The sequence below is a fragment of the Streptomyces mabaensis genome (assembly GCF_053763515.1).
Genome location: NZ_JBSOPZ010000040.1, coordinates 34,435 through 56,335 on the forward strand (window position 1 = coordinate 34,435; position 21,901 = coordinate 56,335).

The 21,901-nt window shown below is 70.8% G+C and carries 18 protein-coding genes; 11 read left to right on the forward strand and 7 right to left on the reverse strand.

The window, feature by feature from the left end; genetic code table 11:
* Positions 1-92 precede the first annotated feature (92 nt).
* The 4 genes from ACWV17_RS28675 (at position 93) to ybaK (ending at position 4,068) form a co-directional block, all read left to right on the forward strand.
* A complete protein-coding gene (locus ACWV17_RS28675) occupies positions 93-1,682 on the forward strand; it encodes an oxidoreductase (protein WP_455361940.1) in 1,590 nt (529 codons plus the stop codon).
* Positions 1,683-1,811: 129 nt separating this feature from the next.
* Complete coding sequence (locus ACWV17_RS28680; protein ID WP_455361941.1) at positions 1,812-2,804, forward strand: hypothetical protein; 993 nt, start codon at positions 1,812-1,814, stop codon at positions 2,802-2,804.
* A gap of 5 nt (positions 2,805-2,809) precedes the next feature.
* Positions 2,810-3,550 carry an LON peptidase substrate-binding domain-containing protein gene (locus tag ACWV17_RS28685; protein WP_455361942.1) on the forward strand — a complete coding sequence of 247 codons (741 nt, stop codon included), beginning with the start codon at positions 2,810-2,812 and terminating at the stop codon, positions 3,548-3,550.
* Between the two features lie 17 nt (positions 3,551-3,567).
* Positions 3,568-4,068: a Cys-tRNA(Pro) deacylase gene (gene ybaK, locus ACWV17_RS28690; protein WP_455361943.1), complete on the forward strand. Its 501-nt coding sequence runs from the start codon at positions 3,568-3,570 to the stop codon at positions 4,066-4,068.
* A 65-nt stretch (positions 4,069-4,133) separates the two neighbouring features.
* Here the strand turns inward: ybaK and ACWV17_RS28695 are convergent, their stop codons facing one another.
* The 4 genes from ACWV17_RS28695 to ACWV17_RS28710 all read right to left on the reverse strand — a co-directional run bounded on the left by ACWV17_RS28695 (position 4,134) and on the right by ACWV17_RS28710 (position 8,054).
* Positions 4,134-4,772 (reverse strand): ABC transporter permease, encoded by a 639-nt coding sequence (locus tag ACWV17_RS28695; protein ID WP_455361944.1) that lies wholly within the window; start codon positions 4,770-4,772, stop codon positions 4,134-4,136.
* 55 nt (positions 4,773-4,827) lie between these two features.
* Complete coding sequence (locus tag ACWV17_RS28700) at positions 4,828-5,661, reverse strand: ABC transporter permease (RefSeq protein WP_455354390.1); 834 nt, start codon at positions 5,659-5,661, stop codon at positions 4,828-4,830.
* A gap of 52 nt (positions 5,662-5,713) precedes the next feature.
* Complete coding sequence (locus ACWV17_RS28705; protein ID WP_455361945.1) at positions 5,714-6,748, reverse strand: ABC transporter ATP-binding protein; 1,035 nt, start codon at positions 6,746-6,748, stop codon at positions 5,714-5,716.
* Between the two features lie 76 nt (positions 6,749-6,824).
* A complete protein-coding gene (locus ACWV17_RS28710) occupies positions 6,825-8,054 on the reverse strand; it encodes an NYN domain-containing protein (protein ID WP_455354392.1) in 1,230 nt (409 codons plus the stop codon).
* A 225-nt stretch (positions 8,055-8,279) separates the two neighbouring features.
* Between ACWV17_RS28710 and ACWV17_RS28715 the strand changes: the two genes are divergently transcribed.
* Positions 8,280-8,456, forward strand: a complete 177-nt coding sequence (locus ACWV17_RS28715; protein ID WP_455354393.1) for a hypothetical protein — start codon at positions 8,280-8,282, stop codon at positions 8,454-8,456.
* 91 nt (positions 8,457-8,547) lie between these two features.
* On the opposite strand, the gene dnaE is transcribed toward ACWV17_RS28715, so the two are convergent.
* Positions 8,548-12,099 carry a DNA polymerase III subunit alpha gene (gene dnaE, locus ACWV17_RS28720; protein WP_455361946.1) on the reverse strand — a complete coding sequence of 1,184 codons (3,552 nt, stop codon included), beginning with the start codon at positions 12,097-12,099 and terminating at the stop codon, positions 8,548-8,550.
* 159 nt (positions 12,100-12,258) lie between these two features.
* Between dnaE and ACWV17_RS28725 the strand changes: the two genes are divergently transcribed.
* The 5 genes from ACWV17_RS28725 (at position 12,259) to ACWV17_RS28745 (ending at position 18,429) form a co-directional block, all read left to right on the forward strand.
* Entirely contained in the window at positions 12,259-13,584 is a 1,326-nt protein-coding gene (locus ACWV17_RS28725; protein WP_455361947.1) for a DUF2252 domain-containing protein, read from the forward strand.
* Between the two features lie 225 nt (positions 13,585-13,809).
* Positions 13,810-14,499 carry a hypothetical protein gene (locus ACWV17_RS28730; RefSeq protein ID WP_455361948.1) on the forward strand — a complete coding sequence of 230 codons (690 nt, stop codon included), beginning with the start codon at positions 13,810-13,812 and terminating at the stop codon, positions 14,497-14,499.
* 81 nt (positions 14,500-14,580) lie between these two features.
* Positions 14,581-15,375 (forward strand): DsbA family protein, encoded by a 795-nt coding sequence (locus ACWV17_RS28735; RefSeq protein WP_455361949.1) that lies wholly within the window; start codon positions 14,581-14,583, stop codon positions 15,373-15,375.
* A 126-nt stretch (positions 15,376-15,501) separates the two neighbouring features.
* The gene (locus tag ACWV17_RS28740; RefSeq protein WP_455361950.1) at positions 15,502-17,148 is read left to right on the forward strand and encodes an alkaline phosphatase D family protein; all 1,647 of its coding nucleotides are present in this window, start codon (positions 15,502-15,504) and stop codon (positions 17,146-17,148) included.
* A 354-nt stretch (positions 17,149-17,502) separates the two neighbouring features.
* Positions 17,503-18,429 carry a zinc metalloprotease gene (locus ACWV17_RS28745; protein WP_455361959.1) on the forward strand — a complete coding sequence of 309 codons (927 nt, stop codon included), beginning with the start codon at positions 17,503-17,505 and terminating at the stop codon, positions 18,427-18,429.
* A gap of 81 nt (positions 18,430-18,510) precedes the next feature.
* On the opposite strand, the gene ACWV17_RS28750 is transcribed toward ACWV17_RS28745, so the two are convergent.
* Positions 18,511-19,080, reverse strand: a complete 570-nt coding sequence (locus tag ACWV17_RS28750) for a dienelactone hydrolase family protein (RefSeq protein WP_455361951.1) — start codon at positions 19,078-19,080, stop codon at positions 18,511-18,513.
* Between the two features lie 30 nt (positions 19,081-19,110).
* Between ACWV17_RS28750 and ACWV17_RS28755 the strand changes: the two genes are divergently transcribed.
* Positions 19,111-20,295 (forward strand): mechanosensitive ion channel family protein, encoded by a 1,185-nt coding sequence (locus ACWV17_RS28755; protein ID WP_455361952.1) that lies wholly within the window; start codon positions 19,111-19,113, stop codon positions 20,293-20,295.
* Between the two features lie 8 nt (positions 20,296-20,303).
* On the opposite strand, the gene ACWV17_RS28760 is transcribed toward ACWV17_RS28755, so the two are convergent.
* Entirely contained in the window at positions 20,304-21,890 is a 1,587-nt protein-coding gene (locus tag ACWV17_RS28760) for a Na+/H+ antiporter (RefSeq protein ID WP_455361953.1), read from the reverse strand.
* Between the last annotated feature and the right edge of the window lie 11 nt (positions 21,891-21,901).

Sequence of the window (21,901 nt, forward strand, 5' to 3'; positions counted from 1 at the left end):
ATACGCGCCCCACACGTCTCTCATGACCACTAGCGTTCAGCCCGTCACACAGCGGGAAGAACGGCTGTACGAAATCGCGGAAAGGGGCGGCCTTGACCGAGCCGCGCGGCGACGACATGCCCGACGACCTGAGCCCGCAGGAACGGCGCATGTGGCAGGCGTTTCGCACCGGGAGCACCTGCGATCTCAGTACCCCGGACATCCAGCAGAACGACCCGATGTCCAACCTGCCCTGGGGCCCGGAGCGCAGCGTGCGCGCCGACACCGTCGCCCTGCTGTTGCTCAGCGGCCCGCCGGCGCAGCCCGGGCGCGTCGCGTCGCTCAAGCTCCGGGGCGTACGGATCACCGGCACGCTGGATCTTTCGGGCGGCACGGTGGAGCCGTACGTCGAACTCAACGCCTGCCGGTTCGACAATGAGCTGCTGGTGCCGGAGGCCCGCTTCACCACCCTGCGCATGGTGGGCTGCGCGATCCCCCGGATCGAGGCGGCCCGGCTGCACACCGAGGGCGATCTGCACATGCCGCGCTGCCGGGTCGCGGGCGGAATCCGGCTGACCGACGCCCACATCGGCACCGACCTGCTGATCAGCCAGATCGTCGTCCACCGGGACCGCAAGGGGCGCTCCATCGCCGCGGACGGCCTGTCGGTCGCCCAGGATCTCCAGGCGGAGATGATCGAGTCGTACGGCGAGCTGAGCCTGCGCGGCGCCAAGGTCGGGGTCTCGCTCAGTCTGCGCGGGAGCCGGCTGCGCAATCCGTACGGCCGCCGGGCGCTCAACGCCCCGCAGCTGACCGTCGAGCGCACGCTGTACATGACGGCCATCGCGCTCAGCGGTGCCGGCAACGGCGGCACGCCGCCGTACGGCATCGGCAACACCCCGCTGCGCGGTACCCGGGTGCAGCGCTTCGAGTGCCAGGGCGGGATACGGCTGGACGACGGCCGGTTCGGTGACGCCGTGGACTTCGACCGGGCGCGCTTCACCCTGGAGAACGACCAGGAGGTGTCGCTGCGCCGGATACAGACGCCCGAGCTGCGGTTCCTCGGCGAGCGGCCGGAGCGGGGGCGGGTGGTCCTGTCCGGCGCCAGGGTCGTCAACCTCGTCGACAAATCGACCAGTTGGCCGGGGCCCGGCGGCTTCGCGATGGGCGGTTTCAGTTACGAGAACCTGGTCCCGCGCGGGCACTTCCCGCTCGCGCGGCGCCTGGAGTGGGTGGAGGCGGCGACGCCCGAGTACGCCCCGGAGCCGTACGAGCGGCTGGCCACCGTGCTGCGCAACAGCGGCGAGGACGCCGATGCCCGCGAGGTGCTGCTCGCCAAGCAGCGCAGACGCCGCGAGACGCTGCCGCTGGCCGCGAAGCTGTGGGGCTTCCTGCAGGACTGGACGGTGGCGTACGGATACCGGCCCGGCCGGGCAGCGCTGTGGATGGCGGTGCTGTGGGCGGCGGGGGCGGTGGCGTTCTCCCGGTACGATCCGGCGGCGATCAAGTCGGACGAGCACCCCGAGTGGAACGCCTCCCTGTACGCGCTGGACCTGCTGCTCCCGGTGATCAATCTCGGGCAGGACGGCTACTGGCGGGTCGAGGGCCGCTGGCAGTGGGCCGCGGCGGCGCTGATCCTGCTCGGTTGGATCCTCGCCACCACGGTCGCGGCGGGTGCCTCACGTCTCCTGCGGCGCGGCTGACCGGTCCGTTCTTCACTCTCTGTTCTTTACTCTCTCTTGACTCTCGCCGCTACAACCAAATCGCCGCCACCAAAGCTTCACAGAAAACTGGTGACACGCGCCCGACCTGCGGTTTTGAATGGTTCGACCATGCTCTTCCACCGCGGTCACCGTCCGGCCGCCATCCGGCCGTCGCCCGGCTCGCCCGTCGATGAGGTGCTGCTCGACGCACCCGACGCGCGGCTCGCTCCGGCGCTGGTCGCGGCGGGGCGGGGCGAGTACGGGCAGGCCGCCCGGCTTCTCGCACTGACCCGCGAGCACGCGGAGTGGGAGAACCGCGACCGGTACGCCGTCCGGCTCGCCGCCTTCGCCCACCGCCGCCCCGAGTGGTTCGCCGGCTGGCTGGCCGCCGCGCCCCGCGACCCCGACGCCCTGCTGGTCGCGGCCGAGCTCGCGGTCCGCCGGGGCTGGGAGTCACCGGCCCGCGCCGAACTCCTGCGAGAGGCCGCGCCGCTGATCCGCGCCGCGGCCGCCGGGGGCGACCCGCGGGACCCGGTGCCGTGGCGGATAGCCCTGGACCACGCGTGCGGCACCGAGGCCGCGCCCGACGCGTTCGCGCCCCTGTGGGCGCAGGCGGTGCGGCGCGCCCCGCACCACTACGGCTGCCATGTCTCCGCCCTCCTCTACCTCTCCGTCCAGGGCTCCCCGCACGAGTGCTTCGACTTCGCCGAGCGGGCCGCCGAGGACACCCGGCCCGGCTCCCTGGTCCAGGCCCTCCCGCTGCGGGCCGCGCTCGCGTGCCTCACCGGCGGGGGCGCGGCGCCCGTACCCGTCGGCCGGATCGACCGGGCGGCCGACCTCGCGATCGCGCTCTCCGCGCAGTACGTGGCCGGCGACCCCTGGCCCGCCGAGGTCCGCAACGTACTGGCGTACGTCCTCCTGGCGCGGCAGCGGTGGGCCGAGGCGTCGAAGCAGTTCCGGCTCATCGGCCCGTACGCGACGTCGTTCCCCTGGGACGTGTTCACCGACGATCCGCTCGGCCGTTTCCTCGCCGTACGCGACGCCGTGCGCTCCCGGACGGCTCCCCAGGTCCCGGTGGGTGGACGGGCCGGACGGATCCGCCGCCGCGGCCATTACGCTTGAGCGCTGTGACCACCGCCCGGCTCCCGCTCTTCCCGCTGAACTCGGTACTGTTCCCGGGCCTCGTGCTGCCCCTGAACATCTTCGAGGAGCGCTATCGCGCCATGATGTGCGACCTGTTGAAGGCCGATGAGGACGAGCCGCGCCGGTTCGCCGTCGTCGCGATCAAGGACGGCCGGGAGGTCGCGCCGACCGCGCCCGGCCTGCCCGACCAGACGGCCGTGCCCGAACGGGGCCCGGCGGCGGGCTTCGGCGACGACCCGATCCAGGCCTTCCACCCGGTGGGCTGCGTCGCGGACGCCGCGACCATCCGGGAGCGCGAGGACGGCGGCTTCGAGGTGCTGGCCACCGGTACCACGCGGGTCCGCCTGCTGTCGGTCGACGCGACCGGCCCGTACCTCGTCGCCGAGATCGAGGAACTCCCCGAGGACGCGGGCGAAGGCGCGGGCGCGCTGGCCGAGGGGGTGCTGCGCGCCTTCCGCAACTACCAGAAGCGCCTGGCCGGGGCGCGGGAGCGGTCGCTGTCCACCGGCGCGGAACTGCCGGACGAGCCGTCGGTGGTCTCGTACCTGGTCGCGGCGGCCGCGGTGCTGGACACCCCGGCCAAGCAGCGGCTGCTCCAGGCGCCGGACACGGCAAGCCGGCTCGCGGAGGAACTGAAGCTGCTGCGCTCCGAGACCGCGGTGATCCGCCACCTGCCGTCGCTGCCGGCCATCGACCTGACCCGGACTCCGACCAGCCCCAACTGACGCGAGGCAGAAGCTCCTTGGCCGCGAAACAGAAGAAGAAGCAGTCCGCCGGCACTCCCGCGACGGTCGCCCTCACCGCCGCGGGCGCCGACTTCACCGTCCACGCGTACCAGCACGACCCCGCGGCCGCCTCTTACGGCGAGGAGGCGGCGCAGGCGCTGGGCGTCTCACCGGACCAGGTCTTCAAGACCCTGATCGCGGACGTGGACGGGGAACTCACCGTCGCGGTCGTCCCGGTCTCCGGCTCGCTGGACCTGAAGGCCCTGGCGGCGGCGGTCGGCGGCAAACGGGCGGCGATGGCGGACCCGGCGGCGGCGGAACGCACGACGGGCTATGTACGGGGCGGCATCTCGCCCCTGGGTCAGCGCAAGAAGCTGCGCACGGTACTGGACGCGTCGGCGGCCGGCCACGACACGGTCTGCGTCTCGGCGGGCCGCCGGGGCCTGGAGATCGAACTCCCGCCGTCGACCCTGGCCACCCTGACCAACGCGACCCTGGCCCCCATCGCCCGCGCGTAGGCCCTGCACGGCCGATCTTGCCGGGCTTGTGCGGCAGGCGCGGACGGCCGGCGCCCGGACAGGGTCTACTGCGGCGGCGGGCCCCAGGAGAGCTGGGGTTCCGGGTCGCGCGGGGTGAAGACCGCCGTCAGCGCGAGATGCACCGCCAGCGCGCCCATCGACCACGCCAGCAGCGCCCCCTTCGCCACCAGTTCGAGCGGCGAGTCGAAGGGCACGCCCTTGCCCGCCGCCTTCGCCTGCGCGACCAGGTCCTGCGAGGGGCCGAGATGGACGCCGAGCTGCCAGGCCAGTACCGAGCCCAGCAGGCCGCCCACGGCCAGGGCCACCACCATCGGTACCCCGCCGCGCCGGCGGAACCAGAAGACCGCGGCCGCGCTCACCGCGCCGAAAGCGAGCGCCAGCAGTATGAACGTGCCGTCCGCGCCGACCGCCGCCTCCCCCTCGGTGTCCTTGAGGAAGACCGCCTCACCGTCCGAGACGAGCTGCACCCGCGGCGCCAGCCACAGCCACAGCAGCCCGAGCAGCGCACCGGTGGCGGCCACGATCACCGTCACCACGGCGGCCTGCCGCACCTCGACGGCCGTCCCGGGCCCGTCGTCCGGCACTGCCTCGGCCGATGCGTGGTAGGGCGAGCCCCCGGCGGCCGGCTGCTGCCAGGGATCGTTGGGGGGCTGCTCGTGAGGCGGTGTCAGAGGTGCGGTCACCCTGCCATCGTGCCAGGCGGCCGTCGCTCACCCGGAGGCGGGACGTCCGATCGGGTCAGCGGACGGCCGCGCGCCGGTACGCCCAGGTGGCGGCCACCAGCGAGACCACGCCCACGCCCGCGCAGACCGCGAGGTCCAGCGCGACCGCCGGCCAGTCCGGGTGGCGGTCGAACGTACGGGCGAACGCCTCCACCCCGTACGTGGACGGCAGCAGATCCCGCGCCCACCCGAGCACGCCGGGCAGCCGGTCGGGCGGCAGTACGCCCAGCAGCAGGGCCGCGGACATGCCGAGCTGCCCGAGCAGCGTGGCCAGCTCCTGGCGCGGGGCGAGCAGCCCCAGCGCCGCGCCCAGCCCGGCCAGGGCGGCGCCGGAGAGGGGGATGACGGCGGCCAGCACCCACAGGTGGGTCATCGGCAGCTGGAAGAGCGTGGAGCCCACGACCGCGGTGACCACCGTCCCGGGGACGGTGAAGGAGGCGTACGCGCCCGCCGCCCCCAGCACCACCGCGGCGGGCGGCACCGGGAGGGTGGCGTAGTGGTCGAGGCCGCCGCCGGCCCGGAGCTGCCCGAAGTACTGCGCCAGCAGATTGAGCGCGACGAACGCGACGACGAGCACGCTGGACCCGGCGACCACGGCCCGCGCCTCGGAACCGCCGTCGACGACCCCGCGCATCAGGACCATGATCCCGACGGACTGGAAGGTGGCCACGAAGAGCAGCGGGATACGGGCCACCCGGGCGCGCGAGAGCTGCGCCCGGTACACGGCCACGAGCGACGGCAGCAGCCGTGCGCGCGGCGCGAGCGGGGCAGCCTCCTGCGCGGCCACCGCCTCCGCGCTGTGCGCGGGGGCCTGCCTTCCGGTCACCGCCTCGGCGGGCACGACACTCACGCTGTGGTGCTCCTGTCCCATGTCCCTGCGTTCACGTTCCTGCGAGGTGGGTTCACGCCTTCACCAGCCCCTTGGTACGCCCGCCGAGCGCCAGGTAGACGTCCTCCAGGCTCGGCGTCGTGAGGGTGAAGTCGTCCAGCGCCGCGAAGGCCGCTCCCCCGGTCACCGCGGCGACCGCCGCCCGCGCCTCGTCGGGAGCCAGCCGCAGCACCCAGCGGCGGCCGGACTCCTGGGCGGAGCCGCGCAGCGCGGCCACCTCGGGGACGTCGAGCGGTGCCCGCTCCCGCCAGACCAGCTCCAGCCGTACCTCGCCGGCGACCTGCGCCTTGAGCCCGGCCGGGGTGTCGCAGGCGATGACCTTGCCGCGTTCGAGGACGGCGACCCGGTCCAGCACGGTCTCGGCCTCGATGACGTTGTGGGTGACCAGCAGCACCGTCACGCCGCGTTCCGCGCGCCGCCGGTCGACGGCGGCCCACACGGCGCGCCGCGCCACCGGGTCCATACCGGTGGTCGGCTCGTCCAGCACCAGGACCGGCCGCTCGCCGACGAGCGCCGCCGCCAGGCACGCGAGCCTGCGCTGTCCGCCGGACAGCTTCTTCAGCGGACGCCCGGCGAGCTCGGTCAGCCCGAGCTCGTCCAGTACGGCGTCCCGCTCGGCCCGCGCGGCCCGCGCGTCGAGCCCGCGCAGCCGCCCGGTGGTCTCGGCGGCGAGGGAGACGGTGAGTTCGTCGAGCGCGGTCGACTCCTGGCCGAGATAGCCGATGAGCCGGGCCGCCCGCTCCGGGTGCCCCACCAGGTCGTGCCCGAGCATCCGCACGCTGCCGGAGTCGGGCCGCATCAGTCCGGTCAGCTGGCGTACGAGGCTGGATTTGCCGGCGCCGTTGGGTCCGAGCAGGCCGAAGATCTCGCCTCGGCGGACGTCCAGCGAGATTCCGTCGGTGGCGCGCACTTCCGGTGTGGCGGGGGCGCCGCGGCGGCCGCGGACAGCGGGATACGTCTTGACCAGGTCACGCACCGCGCACACGACCGGGGCCTGCGCCGTTCCGGCCGCGCGGCCGCGTCCCGCCTGTGCTGTGCCCGTACTCACGAGGGATGAGCCTACGGGGTTCCGCCGTACGGAACGCGCCCGGGTTGCGCGAACGGGGGCGGCGAGCGCGTGGGCGCTAAGTCCTGTCCGGGCCCGCCGCGGTGTGCTCGGCCGCCGCCCGGACGTCGATTTCGCGCCAGAACCCTGCCCGGATCGCATAGCGGTCGTGCTCGTCGATCTGGTCGTCCTTGTGGGCGAGGAGGCCGAATCTGGCCGCGTACCGGAGGAGTTCACCGTCGATGCGGTGCGGAATCCGCGGGTACATGGTCGACAGCGTCTGCAGATGGACGGTCTCCGGCAGCCGCTCCATCCAGCGGCGCGCGAAGACCTGCCCGACCTCGAAGGGGTCACCGCCGACGGTGGTGATGTCCTCCTCGCGGTCCGCCCAGCGCTGCTCGGCACTGGTCAGCTGGGCCAGGGTGGGCAGCGAGGCGGTCTCGGCGGGCTCGCCGAGCGGGCCGCCGCGCTCGATCCACCCCTTGTCGGAGGACCACCGCAGGGTCGCATTGGCGGGGTGGTGCACCGGCTGCGAACCGGGGCCGCGCAGGCCGGCCAGGTCCTTGGGAGTGGGGACACCCTTGGTGCCGGGCGACGCCTGGGTGTGCGCGGCCGGGGTGCCGTTCGCGGCGGGCGCGGGTGCGGTGCCGTTGCGGGTCGCCTCCGCGAGCGCGGACTCGGGCAGCGGGGCGGACAGGATCGCCGCGATCTCGGGGCGCGTCGCGGGCGGCGGCGCGCAGACTCCGGTGAGTTCCTTGGCGCGTACGGCCCGGGTGATCCAGATCCGGTCGAGCACCCGGCGCTCGTCGGCCTCGGCGACGAGGTCCTCGGACTGGTTGTAGTCGCCGTCGGCGGCCTGGACCGCCCACAGGTGTACGGCGACGCCGTGCTCCTTGGCGGACATCAGGCCGGGCAGCAGATCGCCGTCGCCGGTCACCAGCACCACATCGGAACAAGCGCGATTTCTGGCCAGTTCGGTGAGTTCCGCGTGCATGGCCGCGTCGACGCCCTTCTGCGCCCAGCGCCCGTCACTGCGGGTCAGGGCGCCCAGCCGGACCGTGACGCGGGACATGACGCGCAGGCGCCGGTGTTCGGGCTGCGGGACCCGGTCGGGGGCGCCGTCGAACCAGTAGATGCGCAGCAGCGGTTGTTGCGTGTCCGCTTCGGCGCGCTCCCGCAGCCCCTGGATGAGGGCGGCGTGGTCGACCGTGATGCGGGAGCGGGAAGGTTCTCCGGCGAGAAGGCTCGCGGCGGCGCCCAGCAGGTAGCCGGCGTCCACCAGGACGACGCAGCGGTCCACGCGTTCCACCCTCTTTCGGGAACGGTTGCATCGGGTTTCCTTCGAGTCTGCCCGACCGTACGGGGGTTAACGGCCGGAACTCGATCATCGGCGCGGCGGATGCCGAAGTTATCCCGAAGTTGTTCCCGCACGGACCGCGATAACACACAGCAATGATCCAAAATGCGCAGTTTGTTCGGTTGTGTGAGTCTGGTCCCGGCCCTGGCCCCTAGATTCCCCGCAGGAGGCACCACCATGGCCAAGAACAAGAACCGCAAGGGCAGCCAACAGGACCGCACCTCTGCCGCGGAGCGCGGATCGCAGCACGCCAAGTCCTCGTCGATGGACGCGGCGCAGCACATCCAGTCGAAGGCACAGGGCAGCCCCGCGGACGTCGCGCGTAAGCACCAGCGTCGCTTCGGCCACAACTGACGGCCGGTACCTCCCGGCACAGACGAAGGGCGCGCCCTCCGGGGCGCGCCCTCCGTCATACCCGCGACAGCTGCGGCAGCTGCGAGACCCCTCAGCCGGCCAGGCAGGACGGGCCGAGCAGCACCTTCAGATCGCCGAACAGCGCCGGATCGGGCTGGACCCGGTGCCGGTCGAGCCGGAGCACCGTCGTCTTGCGCGCGCCCTGGAGCTTGATGCGCACCTCGGTGTTGCCGCGGTGATGGCCGAGGATCTCGCCGAGCCGGCTCACCATCGGCGGGGTGACCTTGACGGTCGGGATGGTGATGACCACCGGCGCGTTGGTGCCCGCCGAGGACAGGTCGGGAACCATCAGCTCCATGGCGACCAGCCGGGGCACGTCCTCGCGCTTGTCGAGCCGCCCCTTGACGAAGACCACGGCGTCCTCGACGAGCTGCGTCGAGACCAGCTGGTACGTCGCAGGGAAGAACATGCACTCGATAGAACCGGCCAGGTCCTCGACGGTCGCGATCGCCCAGGCGTTGCCCTGCTTGGTCATCTTGCGCTGGAGGCCGGAGATGATGCCGCCGATGGTCACGATCGCGCCGTCGGCGTGCTCACCGCCGGTCAGCTGCGAGATGGCCGCGTCCGCCTTGTCGTTCAGGACGTGCTCGATACCGAACAGCGGGTGGTCGGACACGTACAGCCCGAGCATCTCGCGCTCCTGCGCCAGCAGGTACGCCTTCTCCCACTCGACGTCGGAGAACTCGACGTCGAGACCGAAGCCCGGCTCGCTGCTGTCCTCCTCGCCCATGCCGCCGAAGAGGTCGAACTGGCCCTCGGCCTCCTTGCGCTTGACCTGCACCACGTTGTCGATCATCGGCTCGTGGTGGGCGACCAGGCCCTTGCGGGTGTGGCCCATCTCGTCGAACGCGCCCGCCTTGATCAGCGATTCGACGGTGCGCTTGTTGCAGACGACGGCCTCGACCTTGTCGAGGAAGTCGGGGAAGGAGGAGTACTTCCCCTTCGCCTTGCGGCTGCGGATGATCGAGTCGACCACGTTCTGCCCGACGTTGCGCACGGCGGTCAGCCCGAAGAGGATCACGTCGTCGCCCTGGGCGGCGAAGTTCGACTCCGACTCGTTCACGTTCGGCGGGAGCACCTTGATGCCCATGCGCCGGCACTCGTTGAGGTAGATCGCCGACTTGTCCTTGTCGTCCTTGACGGACGTCAGCAGCGCGGCCATGTACTCGGCCGGGTAGTTCGCCTTCAGGTACGCGGTCCAGTAGGTGACCAGTCCGTACGCGGAGGAGTGCGCCTTGTTGAAGGCGTATCCGGCGAACGGCACCAGCACGTCCCACAGCGCCTTGATCGCCGCGTCCGAGAAGCCCTTCTTCTTGGCGCCGGCCTGGAAGAGGACGAAGTTCTTCTCCAGCTCGTCGGCCTTCTTCTTGCCCATCACGCGGCGCAGGATGTCGGCCTCGCCGAGCGAGTAGCCCGCGATGATCTGGGCGGCCTTCTGCACCTGCTCCTGGTACACGATGAGGCCGTGGGTGAGGCCGAGGACCTCCTTGAGCGGCTCCTCCAGCTCCGGGTGGATCGGGGTGATCTCCTGCTGGCCGTTCTTGCGGAGCGCGTAGTTCGTGTGCGAGTTCATGCCCATCGGGCCCGGCCGGTAGAGGGCCGAGACGGCGGAAATGTCCTCGAAGTTGTCGGGCTTCATCAGCCGCAGCAGGGACCGCATCGGTCCGCCGTCGAACTGGAACACACCGAGCGTGTCGCCGCGCTGGAGCAGTTCGTACGTCTTGGGGTCGTCCAGCGGGATGGCGAGCAGTTCGAGATCGACGCCCTTGTTGGCCTTCACCATCTTGACGGCGTCGTCCATGATCGTGAGGTTGCGCAGCCCCAGGAAGTCCATCTTCAGCAGGCCGAGCGACTCACAGCTCGGGTAGTCCCACTGCGTGATGGTCACGCCGTCGGAGTGCCGCACCCAGACCGGGACGTGGTCGGTGATCGTCTCGCTGGACATGATCACGCCGGCCGCGTGCACGCCCATCTGCCGGACCAGGCCCTCGACACCCTTCGCGGTGTCGATGACCTTCTTCACGTCCGGCTCGTTCTCGTACATCCCCCGGATCTCGCCGGCCTCGCTGTAGCGCGGGTGGGCCGGGTCGGTGATGCCGTTGAGGTCGATGCCCTTGCCCAGGACGTCGGCGGGCATCGCCTTGGTGAGCCGGTCACCCATCGCGTACGGGTAGCCGAGCACCCGCGCGGAGTCCTTGATCGCGTTCTTCGCCTTGATCTTGCCGTACGTGCCGATCATGGCGACCTTGTCGGCGCCGTACTTCTCGGTGACGTACCGGATCACCTCACCACGCCTGCGCTCGTCGAAGTCGATGTCGACATCGGGCATGGAGATGCGCTCGGGGTTGAGGAACCGCTCGAAGATCAGGCCGTGCTCGATCGGGTCGAGGTCGGTGATGCCCATGGCGTACGCGACGATCGAGCCGGCCGCGGAGCCTCGGCCGGGACCCACCGCGATGCCGTTGTTCTTGGCCCACATGATGAAGTCGGCGACCACGAGGAAGTACCCCGGGAAGCCCATCTCGATGATGATGCCCATCTCGTACTCGACCTGCTTGAGGCGGTCGTCCGGGATGCCGCCGGGGAACCGCCGCGCCATGCCGCGCATGGTCTCCTCACGGAACCAGGTGACCTCCGTGAACCCCTCGGGCACGTCGAACTTCGGCATCAGGTTCCGCTCCTGGAACCAGCCCTCGGTGTCGATCTGCTGGGCGACCAGCAGGGTGTTGGCGCACCCCTCCTGCCAGGCGTCCGAGGAGTCGACGGCGTACATCTCCTCGGTCGTCTTCAGGTAGTAGCCCGTGCCGTCGAACCGGAAGCGGTCCGGGTCGGAGAGGTTCTTGCCGGTCTGGATACAGAGCAGGGCGTCGTGCGCGGACGCCTCGTTCGCGTACGTGTAGTGCGAGTCGTTGGTGACGATCGGCGGGATGCCGAGCTTCTTGCCGATCTCCAGCAGACCGTCGCGGACCCGGCGCTCGATCTCGATGCCGTGGTCCATCAGCTCCAGGAAGTACCGGTCCTTGCCGAAGATGTCCTGGTACTCGGAGGCCGCCTTCAGTGCCTCGTCGAACTGGCCGAGGCGCAGCCGCGTCTGGACCTCGCCCGAGGGGCAGCCGGTGGAGGCGATGAGCCCCTCCGACCACTGGGCGATGGTCTCCTTGTCCATCCGCGGCCACTTGGTCAGCCAGCCCTCGGCGTACGCGTCGGAGGAGAGCCGGAAGAGGTTGTGCAGGCCGGTCTTGTTCGCCGCCCAGATCGTCTTGTGGGTGTAACCACCGGAACCGGAGACGTCGTCCCGCTTCTGGTGCGGCTGGCCCCACTGGATGCGCCGCTTGTTCCGCCGGGACTCGGGCGCGACGTACGCCTCGATGCCGATGATGGGGGTGACCCCGGCCTTCTTGGCCTGATGGAAGAAGTCGTACGCGCCGTGCAGGTTGCCATGGTCCGTCATGGCGATGTGCGTCATGCCCATCTCGTTGCAGGCGTTGAACATGTCCTTGAGCCGCGCGGCACCGTCCAGCAGCGAGTACTGGGTGTGGACGTGGAGGTGCGTGAAAGGGGGCTTTTCGGACGTTGCTGCCACGGCGGGGGCCTCCAGCGGAACGGTCGGCACGGGTTGGATGAACAGCGTCGAAGTCTACGTCCCGGCACTGACAACGGGGCGGGCACTCGCGAGTACCTTCGTGCGTTGGAGGGGCGGGAACACCTGTCCCGATTGGCACGCACCAGGAGGCACCCAGCGATGTCGGTTCCGCAGCCCACTGCCGACCAGCGCGGCGAGCAGATCCTCGCCGTCTTCGACACCGCCTTCGGCCGGCTCCTGGCCGCCGACCCGGCCGCCTTCCGGGTGAAGTTCCGCAAGATGGCCGCCTCGGCCTTCGCGTTCTACCGCGGCACCGCGTGCCTCTTCTACCAGGACCTGGAGGAGGACCAGCACGACGGGGCCTACCTGGACGACCGGACCGGCCGGGTGTGGATCCACGGCGATCTGCACGCGGAGAACTTCGGCACGTACATGGACTCCAACGGCCGGCTGGTCTTCAACGTCAACGACTTCGACGAGGCGTACGTGGGCCCCTTCACCTGGGACCTCAAGCGCTTCGCCGCCTCCGTCGCGCTGATCGGCTACACCAAGGCGCTCAGCGACGAGCAGATCACCGCGCTGGTCCGGACGTACGCCGCCGCCTACCGCGAGCGCATCCACGCCCTGGCGACCGGCGCCAAGAACGACGAGGTCCCGCCCTTCACCCTGGACACGGCGGACGGGCCGCTGCTGGCCGCGCTGCGCGTCGCCCGCTCGCTCACCCGCTTCGGGCTGCTCGAATCGATGACCGAGATCCGCGAGTTCGAGCGCCGCTTCGCGCCCGGCGGCGGTTCCATCGAGCTGGACGCCGCCACCCGTTACAAGGTGCTGGACGCGTTCGACGGCTATCTGGAGACGCTGCCCGACTCCAGCCTGGCCCGCCCCGACTCGTACCGGGTCAAGGACGTCGTCGGCCGCCGCGGTATCGGCATCGGTTCGGCCGGGCTGCCGTCGTACAACATCCTGCTGGAGGGCAACAGCGACGCCCTGGAGAACGACGTGGTGATCTACGTCAAGCAGGCGCAGACCCCGGCCGTCTCCCGGCACATCACCGACCCGGCCGTCCGCGAGTACTTCCAGCACGAGGGCCACCGCACGGTGATCTCGCAGCGGGCGCTCCAGGCCCACGCCGACCCGTGGCTGGGCTGGACCGAGCTGGACGGCGCCGGGCAGCTGGTGGCCGAGGTCTCGCCGTACGCGGTGGACCTGGACTGGTCCGACATCGACGACCTGGAGGAGATCACGGCGGTCGTCGCCGACCTCGGCCGGGCCACGGCCACGATGCACGCGGCGGCGGACGACGAGAGCGGCCACTCGCTGGTGCCGTTCTCGACGGAGCGGGCCATCGACGCGGCGATCGCGGCCGACGAGGACGGCTTCGGCGATCTGCTGGTGGACTTCGCGCACACCTACGGGGCGCGGGCGCGGGCCGACCACCAGATCTTCGTGGACCTCTTCCGCAACGGCAGGATCCCGGGGCTGTAACCGGTCTTGGGGGGTGTCCGGTCGGTCAGGCCGGATCAGCGAGCGGCGGCTGGTGCGTGCAGCTGCAAGGCGGCCGGATTCGGCCATAGCGGAGCTATGGGTGGATGTGGCCAACGCGGCAGATGTGCGTGCCAGCCGACGGGAGCCCGGCATGATCGGCCGGACACCCCCTAGGGGCCCTTGCCCTTAGGAGGCCCTTACAGGAAGGCGTGGGACACTCACCCGGTGGACATATCGGCGAGCCGGCTCAGGGCACTTCGCGCGGCGCTTTTCACGGCGCTCGTCGTGACGCTCTCGGCCGCTTCGCACGTCCTGCTGTCCGGGGTGCCGCTGCCGCTGACCGTGGTAGCCGCGCTGTCCGGTGCCGTGTTCGTCCTCGCGTACGCACTGGCCGGCCGGGAGCGCGGCTACTGGCGCATCGCCGGGCTGCTGGTCCCGCTGGAACTCGCCGCCGACACGGTGTTCACCTCCGGTCAGCAGGTCTGCTACGGACCGGCCGGCGGCCCGGTCGCCGGCCCGCTGCGTTCGTTCGGTGTGGACGTGCTCTGTGGGGGCTCCGATGTCGGGGTCCCGCTCGCCCGGGCCGCCGGCCCGGCACAGCATCCGGCGGCCCTGTTGCTGGACTCCCCCGGTCCGGCGACCCCCTGGCTGTTGCTGGCCGCGCATGTCGCGGTCGGCCTGCTGGCCGCCGGCTGGCTGCGGCGCGGCGAGAGTGCGCTGGCCCAGCTGCTGCGGGCGGTGGCGGCCTTCGCCTTCCGGCCGCTGCTGACCGCGGTGGCCGCGGCCGGTTCCGTGGTCGCCCCTGTACGGCGCGGGGCGCGGCCCGCCCGCCGGACGCCCACCACGCGCGCCCGCGTCCTCGTGCACTCCGTGGGACGGCGTGGACCGCCCTGCTCGGCTCCGATAACCGCCTGAGCACCGCAGTCCACCCCCGTCACCGCACGGCATCACACGGCATCACACGGCATCACACGGCATCACACGGAGAAAACGATCATGAGTGCACGCAACAACCAGGCCAACAAGGCGGCCGCCCGTGAGCGGCTGCGCCAGGAGCGCGAGCGCCAGGCCAAGAAGGACAAGACCCGCCGCCAACTGCTCGTCGCCGGTTCCGTCGTCGGCGTCCTCGCGCTGGCCGGCGGCATCGGCTACGCCATCACGCAGCTGAACAAGCCCGACGCGTGGGAGGCGGCGAAGGAAGCGAAGCTCGTCGCGCCGGCGAACACCGAGGGCGAGAACGGCACGACCGTCGTCATCGGCAAGAAGGACGCGAAGAAGACGCTGGAGCTGTACGAGGACGCGCGCTGCCCCATCTGCGCGACCTTCGAGCAGGTGATCGGCGAGCAGATGAAGAAGGACGTCGACGCCGGCAAGTACAAGCTCCGGTTCGTCGGCGCCACCTTCATCGACCGCAGCATCCCGGGCGAGGGCTCGAAGAACGCGCTGAGCGCGCTGGGTGCGGCGCTCGATGTGAGCCCCGAGGCCTTCCTGGAGTACAAGAGCGCGCTCTACTCCAAGGACAACCATCCCGAGGAGAGCGACGACAAGTTCGCCGACGACGCCTACCTGCTGAAGGTCGCGGACGACGTGGCCGCCCTGCAGAACAACGCGGCGTTCGAGAAGGCCGTCAAGGACGGCACCTACGACAAGTGGGCGCTGGAGATGTCGAAGACCTTCGACAAGAGCGGCGTGGAAGGCACGCCCACGCTGAAGATGGACGGCAAGAAGATCGAGACGCCGCAGAGCCCCGCGGAGTACACCGAGGCGATCGACAAGGCGTTGAAGGGCTGATACGCCGGACGATATGAGGGCTGACGGCCCGACAGGCTGACACAGGGTCAACCGAGCGCCGACGGGCGGGCAAACTTTCGGAGTTCGCCCGCCCGTCTCGCATACCGGTCAGTAATGTGATCGGCCGTGACCAGTCTTCTCCCTTCTTCTTCGCCGCGTCGCCGCACGGTCGTCAAAGCCGCTGCCGCCACCGCCGTTGTCGCCCCGATAGCCTTCGGAGCCCCCGCTGCCGCCGCCGTCACCGCGGCCCCCGCCTTCCTGCACGGCGTCGCGTCCGGCGACCCGCTGCCCGACGGAGTCCTGCTGTGGACTCGCCTCACCCCCGCCCCGGACGCCGTGCCCGGCTCCGGCAAGGGTCCCGACACCACGGTCGGTTGGGAGGTCGCGGAGGACAGGAGTTTCACCCAGCTGGTCACCCGCGGCTCCACCACCGCGACCGCCGCCTCCGACCACACGGTCAAGGTCGACGTCCGGGGGCTGCGCCCGGCCACCGACTACTACTTCCGGTTCACCGCGGGCGGCACGGTCTCCCCCGTCGGCCGGACCCGGACGACTCCTGCCATCGACGCGGCGACGCCGGGCGTCCGGTTCGGTGTGGTCTCCTGCGCCAACTGGGAGGCGGGCTGGTTCTCGGCGTACAGACACCTGGCCGCCCGCACCGACCTCGACGCGGTCCTCCATCTCGGCGACTACATCTACGAGTACGCGACGGGCGGCTACCCGGCGTCGGACCACGTCGTACGGCAGCACGAGCCCAGGCACGAGATCCTCACGCTCGCCGACTACCGCACCCGGCACGCCACCTACAAGACGGACGCCGACCTCCAGGCGCTGCACGCCGCGCACCCCGTCATCGCGATCTGGGACGACCACGAGATCGCCAACGACGCCTGGTCGGGCGGCGCCGAGAACCACACGCCCGGCGCCGAGGGCGAATGGGCGCAGCGCGCGGCCGCCGCCAAGCAGGCGTACTTCGAGTGGATGCCCGTACGCACCTCCACCGAGGGCACCGTCTACCGCCGGCTGCGCTTCGGCAAGCTGGCCGACCTCCACCTGCTGGACCTGCGCTCCTTCCGGTCGCAGCAGGCGACGGTGGGCAGCGGAAAGGTCGACGATCCCGAGCGCACGGTCACCGGCCGGGCCCAGCTCGACTGGCTCAAGTCGGGCCTGGCGGCCTCCGACGCGTCCTGGAAGCTGGTCGGCACCTCGGTGATGATCTCGCCGGTGGCCTTCGGCTCCGTACCGGCTCATCTGCTGGGGCCGCTGGCCGGACTGCTCGGACTGCCCCAGGAGGGCCTGGCCGTCAACGTCGACCAGTGGGACGGCTACACCGATGACCGCAGGGAACTGCTGGCGCACCTGGTCCAGCGGGGCATCCGGAACACCGTCTTCCTCACCGGGGACATCCACATGGCGTGGGCCAACGATGTGCCGGTCAAGGCGGCGACGTATCCGCTCTCGCGGTCCGCCGCCACGGAGTTCGTGGTCACCTCGGTGACCTCGGACAACCTCGACGACATCCTCCGGGTCGCGCCGGGGACCGTCTCGCTGGCCGCCTCCACCGCGGTAAGGGCCGCCAACCGCCATGTGAAGTGGCTGGACATGGACTCCCACGGCTACGGGGTGCTCGACGTCACCGCCGAGCGCTCGCAGATGGACTACTACGTCATCTCCGACAAGACCGCGCAGTCCGCGACCGCGAAGTGGACGCGCTCGTACCGCACGCTCAACGGAACGCAGAAGGTCGAGCGGGTGAACCAACCGGTCCACTGACCGCCATTGATGGGCGATTTTCAGCCACATCCCGGCTTGTTACGCACAGATCACGCCAGCAGGCGGGTGGTGTAAATCCGCCATCCGAAACCGGACACACCACCCGCCTCGGTAACGCTCCGCGTTACCAAGCCATCTCAAAGTCCGGACCAGGCCGAAAGTTTTCGCCCCGATGCCCCAATTGACCAGAGGATTGATTGGGCTTGTTCAATCCTCATCAAGATCTGGCATGCGCACGTAATCTCCCGGCAGCGGCGAGGAAGTCACCTCCGCCCGCCCCCACGAGGAGTCAACGTGCGCGCTCTTGCCCGGATATCCCCACGTCTGCGCAACCGCTTCATCGGTACGGCCGTGATGGCCGGAACTCTTGTCCTGTCCCCGCTCTCCGCACCCACCGGGATCGCCGCCGCCAAGGCCCCCGCCGAGGAGTGCGCCGAGCCCGCCGGCGCGAGCGCCCACGCCCGCGAAGCACGCCCCGGCGGCGCAGCGCACAAGGACGAGCCCAACGAGGTGACCGAGGCGCAGGCCAAGGCCATGGACGCCGACCTCCAGAAGAAGCTGTCCAAGGCCCGCATGAACGGCAGAAACCTTTCCGCCGCCGCCGTGACCACCATCCCGGTCTACTTCCACGTCATCCACAGCGGAACCACCGGCAAGCTCACCTCGACCGACATCAGCAAGCAGATGGCGGTCCTCAACTCGGCCTTCGGCGGCCAGGGAACCGGCAACGCCAACACCAACTTCCAGTTCACGCTGGCCGGCACGGACTACACCGACAACGCCTCCTGGTACAACCTCTCCTCCGGCTCGACCCAGGAGAAGTCGATGAAGTCCGCGCTGCGCAAGGGCGGCGCGGGCGCGCTGAACTTCTACACCGCCAACCTCAGCGGCGGCCTGCTCGGCTGGGCGACCTTCCCGAGCTCGTACGCCTCGAACCCGTCGGACGACGGCGTCGTGGTCCTCGACAAGTCCCTGCCCGGCGGATCCGCCGCCAACTACAACGAGGGCGACACCGCCACCCACGAGGTCGGCCACTGGCTGGGGCTCTACCACACCTTCCAGGGCGGCTGTAACGGCAACGGCGACTACGTCTCCGACACCCCGGCCGAGAAGAGCGCCGCGTACGAGTGTCCGACCGGCCGCGACTCCTGCGCCTCCAAGGCGGGCGTCGACCCGATCCACAACTTCATGGACTACACGTACGACTCCTGCATGTACCAGTTCACCGCGGGCCAGGTGACGCGCATGACCAACAACTGGACGGCCTACCGGGCAGGCTGACCTCCTTGCTGACCACCGACAACTGACAGCGGCTGCCGGGGCGGGCTCGCCCCGGCAGCCGCTGCTCTGCGCGCGTACCCGCTACAGCGTGTCCAGGAAGGCCAGTGCGACCTGCCAGGTCTGCTCGGCGGCCTCCGCGTCGTAGTCCGGCAGATCCGGGTCCGTGTAGAGGTGTCCGGCGCCCGGGTAGTTGTGGACCTCCACCTCCGCACCGGCCCGCCGCGCCCGCAGGTACCAGGCGTTCAGCCAGTCGTGCGGCTCGAAGGGGTCGGGGTCCGCCACGTGCAGCTGCACGGGCAGGTCGTCCACCGACGCGTCGTCCGCGATGTCGGACGTCCCGTGCAGCAGCAGCACTCCGCGGGCCTTCTCGTCGGCGAACGCCAGATGCTGGGCGACGGAACCGCCGAAGGAGAAACCGGCGTACACCAGCCCCGCGTCGGAGTGCGGAGCGGCAGCCAGTACCGCCCGCTTGAGCAGCTCGTCCCTGCCGATCTCGTCCTGGAACGCCATGCCCTCCTCGACGGTCTCGAAAGTCCGTCCTTCGAAGAGGTCGGGCACGTACACCTCGTGCCCTGCGCCCCGCATCCGGCCGGCGGCCGCGTGCACCGCCGGCCGCAGGCCATAGGTCGAGTGAAAAAGCATGATGTTCATCAGGCCATGATGCCGGTTAGGTTCGAAGGCATGGAGAACGTACTGCGTCCGTTGATCGTCGTCGGCGGGTCGGTCGTCCTCACGTTGGTGCTGGGCTGGCTCGTCGACCTGCTGCTGCGCCGCGTGGACGACCGGCACCCCGAGACACCCCTGTGGGGCCTGCTGCGCCGTTGCCGGCTGCCCCTCCAGGTCATCCTGCTGACCGCACTGCTGAGAGGGACCTACCGGGAAACCGAATGGCAGGCCATCCAGGACCACGAGACAGCCATAGGCCGCCTGCTCACACTCGCACTCATAGGCGCCGGGGCATGGCTGGTGATCCGGATCGCCGCCGCCGTCGTGGAGTCCACCTATGCCAGGTACGCGTCCTCGACGCGTGACCCGGCCCGTGTGCGGCGGGTCCGGACGCAGGTCACGCTGATCATGCGGATCGTGACCGCGGTGGTCGTCGTGGTCGCGCTCGCGGGCATGCTGCTGACCTTCCCGGCCATGCGGGCCGTGGGCACCTCGCTGCTGGCCTCGGCCGGAATCATCGGCATCGTCGCGGGTGTCGCCGCGCAGTCCACGCTGGGCAACCTGTTCGCCGGCTTCCAGATCGCGTTCGGCGACATGGTCCGGATCGGCGACACCGTGGTGGTGGACGGCGAATGGGGTGTGGTGGAGGAGGTCACACTGACGTTCCTCGCCGTACGGACCTGGGACGAGCGCCGGATCACCATGCCTGTGTCGTATTTCACCAGCAAGCCGTTCGAGAACTGGTCGCGCGGCGGGGCCCAGATGACGGGCACGGTCTTCTTCCAGCTGGACCACTCCGCGCCGGTGAGCCTGATGCGCGAGAAGCTCCAGGAGATTCTGCACAACTGCAAGGCGTGGGACGGCCGCGACTGGAGCCTGGCTGTGACGGATACCACACCGAGCACCATGCAGGTGCGTGCCGTGGTCACCGCGAAGGACGCGGACGACATCTGGACCGCGCGGTGCGTGATCCGCGAGCAGATGATCGCCTGGCTGTGCGAGAAGCATCCGTACGCGCTGCCGCGCATCGCGACGTCGGCGGCCGAACTGCCGCCGGCCGGGCAGTGGTCGGAGCGCGGCAAGTCCGACCGCAGGCCGCCGGCCGCCGAGGAGATCCACAGCAACAACTCCGGTGCGTACACGGCGGACGCGGACGGGCAGAGCCCGGACGGCAGCCACGCGCACACGGGACGCGGCTGACGCGCCGCTCAGCGGAGGCTGCGCACGTCGAGGTGGCGGAGCACCCGGTCGACGATCTCCGGGTCCGCGCCCGGTTCGCGGCGCGCCGACAGCACCTCGTGGCGGGCGGCCGACAGCATCTCCCGCTGGATGCGCTGCACCGCCCGGAGCCGCTCGACCCGCTGGGCGTACGCCTCGCGCCGCTCCTCGTCGACCATGTCGGGGCTGATCCTGGCGCCGATGTCGTACGCCCGGCGCAGCAGTTGTTCCCTCGCCTCCTCGGGCAGGTCCTCGGCCTCCTCGATCTGGTTCAGGCGGCGCCGGGCGGCCTCGGCCGCCCGGACCGCCAGGCGGCGTTCCAACTCCCGCTCGCCGCCCGCGTCGGCGCGTACGCCGAGGCGCCTCACCAGCCACGGCAGGGTCAGCCCCTGGAACACGAGCGTCGCCATGATGACGGCGAACGCGATGAAGACGATCTCCTCCCGCGCCGGGAACGCCGACCCGTCGTCCGTCCGCAGCGGAATCGCGAGCGCCAGTGCGACCGAGGCGACGCCGCGCATCCCGGACCACCACATGACGACGGTCTCCCGCCAGCCGACCGGGATCTCCTCGTCGTAGTCCCGCCGGGTGTGCAGCCGCTTCGCCAGCCGGGCCGCGGGCAGCAGCCACATCAGCCGTACGCCGACGACGACGCCGACCACGGCGGACGCCCAGCCGAGCATGTCGCCCCAGCGCCCGGTGGCGGTGCCGAAGACGTTGTGCAGTTCGAGGCCGATGAGCCCGAACGCGACTCCGGTGACCAGGGTGTCGACGATCTGCCAGAAGGTGGTCCCGGCGAGCCGGCCGATGACGTCGTCGGCGTCGACCGCGTACTCGGCGAGGTACAGCGCGGTGGTCAGGACGGCGAGGACACCCGACCCGAGGAACTCCTCGGCCAGGACGTAACTCACGAACGGCACCAGCAGCGTGAGCCCGATCTGCAGGGTCGCGTCCCCGAGCAGGCCCATCAGTTTGTTCGCGCCCCAGCCGAGCGCGACGCCGACCACGACCGCCACCACGGCGGACAGCACCAGCTCGCCGGTGGCCTCGGCCCAGGAGAACGTTCCGCCCACCGCGGCCCCGATCGCCACGTGGTACAGCACGATGGCGGTCACATCGTTGAACAGCCCCTCGCCCTCCAGGATCGACACCAGCCGCCGGGGCAGCCCGAGCGACCCGGCGACCGCGGTCGCCGCCACGGGGTCGGGCGGCGCGACCAGGGCGCCCAGGGCCACCGCGGCGGCGATCGGCAGACCGGGCACGACGGCGTGGGCGACGGCCGCGACCGCGGCGGTCGTCACGAACACCAGCGCCACGGCGAGCAGCAGGATGGGCCGCACATTGGCCGTGAACTGCCGCCAGGAGGTGCGCTGTACGGAGGCGTAGAGCAGCGGCGGCAGCACCAGCGGCAGGATGTAGTCGGGCGGAATCCCGACATCGGGCACGAACGGCAGCAGGGCCAGGACGATGCCGCCGAGGGTCATCAGCACCGGCGCGGGCAGCCCCAGCCGGTTCCCGAGCGGTACGGTGACCACCGCTCCGAGCAGCAGCAGGAAGAGCAGCGCCAACTGGTCCACGGGGCGACCTT

What these genes read in the sequence shown, in the direction of transcription:
- ACWV17_RS28680 (WP_455361941.1), top strand. Translation starts at nt 1,812, where the DNA reads ATGCTCTTCCACCGCGGTCACCGTCCGGCCGCCATCCGGCCGTCGCCC.
- ACWV17_RS28715 (WP_455354393.1), top strand. Translation starts at nt 8,280, where the DNA reads ATGGCCAAGAACAAGAACCGCAAGGGCAGCCAACAGGACCGCACCTCT.
- ACWV17_RS28725 (WP_455361947.1), top strand. Translation starts at nt 12,259, where the DNA reads ATGTCGGTTCCGCAGCCCACTGCCGACCAGCGCGGCGAGCAGATCCTC.
- ACWV17_RS28735 (WP_455361949.1), top strand. Translation starts at nt 14,581, where the DNA reads ATGAGTGCACGCAACAACCAGGCCAACAAGGCGGCCGCCCGTGAGCGG.
- ACWV17_RS28745 (WP_455361959.1), top strand. Translation starts at nt 17,503, where the DNA reads ATGGCCGGAACTCTTGTCCTGTCCCCGCTCTCCGCACCCACCGGGATC.
- ACWV17_RS28750 (WP_455361951.1), bottom strand. Translation starts at nt 19,080, where the DNA reads ATGAACATCATGCTTTTTCACTCGACCTATGGCCTGCGGCCGGCGGTG.
- ACWV17_RS28755 (WP_455361952.1), top strand. Translation starts at nt 19,111, where the DNA reads ATGGAGAACGTACTGCGTCCGTTGATCGTCGTCGGCGGGTCGGTCGTC.